3 protein-coding genes and 1 pseudogene are annotated in these 3,557 nt (G+C 59.9%); 1 reads left to right on the top strand and 3 read right to left on the bottom strand.

Features of this window, described 5'->3' with window-relative positions:
• From ACXJL8_RS36635 to ACXJL8_RS36625, 3 genes are all read right to left on the bottom strand, one after another.
• On the bottom strand, positions 1-171 hold a 171-nt coding region (locus ACXJL8_RS36635; protein ID WP_456686586.1), incomplete at its 3' end, for a transposase.
• Between the two features lie 1,391 nt (positions 172-1,562).
• On the bottom strand, positions 1,563-1,751 hold the full coding sequence (locus tag ACXJL8_RS36630) for a hypothetical protein (RefSeq protein ID WP_456686585.1): 189 nt from the start codon (positions 1,749-1,751) through the stop codon (positions 1,563-1,565).
• A gap of 1,269 nt (positions 1,752-3,020) precedes the next feature.
• Positions 3,021-3,242 carry a hypothetical protein gene (locus tag ACXJL8_RS36625; RefSeq protein WP_456686584.1) on the bottom strand — a complete coding sequence of 74 codons (222 nt, stop codon included), beginning with the start codon at positions 3,240-3,242 and terminating at the stop codon, positions 3,021-3,023.
• Between the two features lie 146 nt (positions 3,243-3,388).
• Here ACXJL8_RS36625 and ACXJL8_RS36620 point away from each other — a divergent pair.
• Positions 3,389-3,557: pseudogene (locus ACXJL8_RS36620) on the top strand (IS6 family transposase); the annotation flags it as partial.

Below are 3,557 nucleotides of genomic sequence, written 5' to 3'. Positions count from 1 at the left end.
CCGCCACCAAGGACCAAGATCCTCCGGAATGGCCCGCCATTTCGCCCCGTTCTGATGCCGCCAGAGAATGGCCGAGAGTGTGCGTTGCAGGTCCTGCGGTGGCGTCTTGGCCTTCGGACGGCACGCCTCGACCAGCGGCTCCAGCTCAGACCATTGCGCGTCGCTCAGCATCATCCCTCCTGCCTTGGAGAGACGAAAACGCAAGCCCCGCCAGTCCGTTCAGGCGACGACAGGCCCTAGGGGCTTGTCACGTTGTTGGACGTGGCCGCGAGAAAACATCCGCTGACCCGGCCCAGGCCGCGCACGGGCTCTCACAGCGCGGCATTAGCCATTCGGTGCGGCGAACCAGGAGGTTCTGCTATGCCCACTGCCGTACCGCTGCACGACGACATCTGCGCCGATGATCTGCGGTGGCTGACCCGGACGAGCCGGAACGCCAGTCAGAGCCGCCGACTTTTGGCGCTGGCGGCGATCTACAGGGCCTCATGGCTTAGAACGCGTCGCACGACGAGGCTTACGCCCCTTCGCTCGTTGTGCCGGTTCAGCCTGAACGGGCAACTTCGAAGCGTCCCCGAAGGACCTGTGCCGTACTTTGAGAGCTACCTGGGTCCATATCAGTTTTTCCGCTCGATCTCCTCTTGCTCGTGCTCGCTGGGCTCTCTCGCAAGCCACTCTGAACCCGTCGTTGCCGTAGAGCTCGATGAGGCTTACTACATCCAGTCTAATCGCCTCGCTGACCAAATCTCGAGCGCTTTGTGCTCCGTTCTCGAGGCGAAACATCGAGCCCTCCCAGGCGCGCCATCTCCGTTTTTCTATGATAACGTCAGTCACGAAAAAAGATATCAGAGATAAATGTACTGCTGAGATGTTTGCCACGCAGTCGGGAGGGCTTCCGCATGTCGGGCCACTCAATTCACGTCAAGCTAGACGGTAGAACCTACTCGGGCACCTTCAAGGTTGACCGAAATCTCATGACAGTTACCACGAGTTACGGCAAGAAGATCGCGCCAGTAGAAAAGTCCCAACATACGGCTCTCGCGCAAACCCTTCTAAAAGAGCTTATACAACTGGAAAAGGCACGGAAGGGCTCGACCCTGTAATCGCTGCTGCGGCTCACTCCGGAGTGTCCGCCGTCAACGTTGGTGGATCACCCTCAAGAGGGAATAACCCTACGCGGCGAAAGCCGTGCCCGACGGGCAACGTTACGGGCAGGGTGGAGAGGGCACCGACATCATCGCGTATGATGACGTCTGCCCCGTGAGGAACCGCCCGAGCCTTTAGAACGCCTCATGCAAGCGTGATAGATCTGAGCACCCAAATCGTGCATCGATAATCCGCCTGGATTTGGTGTTCCGAACACGCGGGCCTGCGCCTCGCTTCGGCAAGCAGCATCTTGCGGGCTCCGAATTGGTGGCTGACCTTGCGCAATCGCCAAGCTAGGAGCGATCAATATCATGAGAGCGAGCACAACAGAGCGCATGAAGATCCTTTAACGAGAGCGACCAGTTGTAGAGGTGATGACAGCATCCCTACAGCAATTGGCGGGGACGCTACTCCTTGCCTCAGTCCTTCTTATTGGCCTTGTAGTGGCCGACCGCGCATCCCATCGCGGCGCCCGTCTTGCCATGACCCGCCATATGGCCGGCAGCACCGCCGACGACTGCGCCCTTCATGCAGCCCTTCGCCTCAACGGAGGTGCCGGCGAGCAAGCCAAGCACAAACACCGAGGCCGCGATGGTGAGGTACTTCATGATTGCTCTCCGATCTGGTGGAGCGCTCAACGGGTTCAGGCGTCAGACCGTTCCCGGTCCGCGTGCCGATTAACTCTGCCGGACAACAGTGGCGGACGCCGACCCAACTCCTCTGGTCCTGGCTGATCCTCTCAATCAGCTCGGTCCAAAGTCAGCCGGTCAGGTCAGGTGGGTGGTCGGACATGCTGGCGGCGGTAGCGACGCGCGGTTAAGGAGGCGTCACGCTCACATCTTGCGACTTCATCTTCGTCAAGGAGAACGGCGAGGGACCAGGGGTGCGGCTGAGGAAGTCTTGAAGGCAAAGGGCTGTCTGAAGTGAGGGGGCTCTTTGTGTTCTAGCAGCGCTCCGAAGCCTCGGCCTCCAAGTGTCTCTTAGCCCTGGTGAGCACTGAGCAGGGATCGTGCCCCTTAGCCTTTGCGAGGAGCAGAAGGTCAGTGATAAGATCAACGACATCGCAGGCTGGCACGCCGCCAACCCAGCGCCGACCAGCACCCTCAGCATGAATGTAGGCGTCGAGGGCAGTTTGGGCGAACTCAATCCGTTCTGGCTTCGTGGCCATGGGCGTTCTCCTCCCCGCCTGGCCTCAGAAAGTGTTGAGCCAGCACGGCTATGCGCGTGATGCGAACCCAGTGCTGACTGGCGAGTTCAAGCTCGCATGATTCCTCCGGTTACAATCTGGGCGAGCTATCGTCCGTCGCCGGTCCATCCCTCGCTTCGTGAAAGAGGCGCCGAATGCGGGGCGGCGGGTGACGGATTGCGATGTCGGCGCCGAATATTCTCATAACATAGTTTGTTTGCAAGGCGTGGGTGCGCTGCACGATAGACAGCGAAACCTAAATACCATATTCCTAAGCTTGGCTGGACCCGAATCGTTCAGGTCCTACCCTCTTAACAACTTGAGGGACTGCTATGCGCGACAACGGTCATGATGGTGCACGTATCGATCAGTATTTGAATTCGATGTTTGCGTCTGAACGGCAATCAGCACCTCTTGAACTGGCCGGATTTAGAGGCATCGACTGGGTATTATCACTAGGTATATCAATCGCCTTATTGGCTGAGATCCTATTTCCGCTTTGGTGTCTTTCATTTCCCTGATTATTAGGTAATGTTGCCGCCGATATTGGAGCCGCGCACAGAGCGCCTCTCCATAGTTCGCGCCCCGCCGCGATGGCAGCTACAGCGTCGCCGTCTACACTATTTTTTCAGGGCCAATGCGCGCCTCGATATACGCGCCCCGGCAGCTATCCTGCCGGGATGCGTGACGCCTACTCCACCGCCTCCGGATGCCGCTTCGGGACGCCGCGATAGCACTTCAGGATTAATGGGCAGCCATCGTGCGATCGGCGGTGTGAGAGCGTCAGGTGGCCCTCCGCGGTGAAGACGCCCATCACCGTCACGCGGCCGTAGCAGACCGGACAGCGCTTCACGACGTCGCCAGGTAGAATGCGTGCCTCCTTGAGGCTGACGGGCCGCCAGGCTTCGTCCACTTTCACTTCGCAGGTAAGGGCTGGCGACGTCGGCATACCTGACCATGCCGTGACGGCAGGCCGGCAGCCAGGGCAGTCCGGCGGGCTTGTCACGTAGGCGGGCGGACTGGCTTGCGGCGGTCGATCCAGCATCGTAGCCGGGCCGTATGAGCCCGCTCTCGTACTCCGGCTACCGCTTCCCACGTGACGTGATCCAGCGCGCCGTCTGGATGTACCTTCGCTTCACCCTCAGCTACCGCGATGTCGAGGAGCTCCTGGCCGAGCGCGGGATCATCGTCACGTACGAGAGCGTCCGCCGCTGGGTGCTCACCTTCG

The sequence above is a fragment of the Bradyrhizobium sp. P5_C11_2 genome (assembly GCF_054049755.1).
Note: the sequence above shows the minus strand (reverse complement) of the source record. Positions and strands in the feature narration are given on the sequence as shown.

Coding starts and splice junctions, on each gene's coding strand:
- ACXJL8_RS36630 (WP_456686585.1), bottom strand. CDS start 1,751: ATGAAGTACCTCACCATCGCGGCCTCGGTGTTTGTGCTTGGCTTGCTC.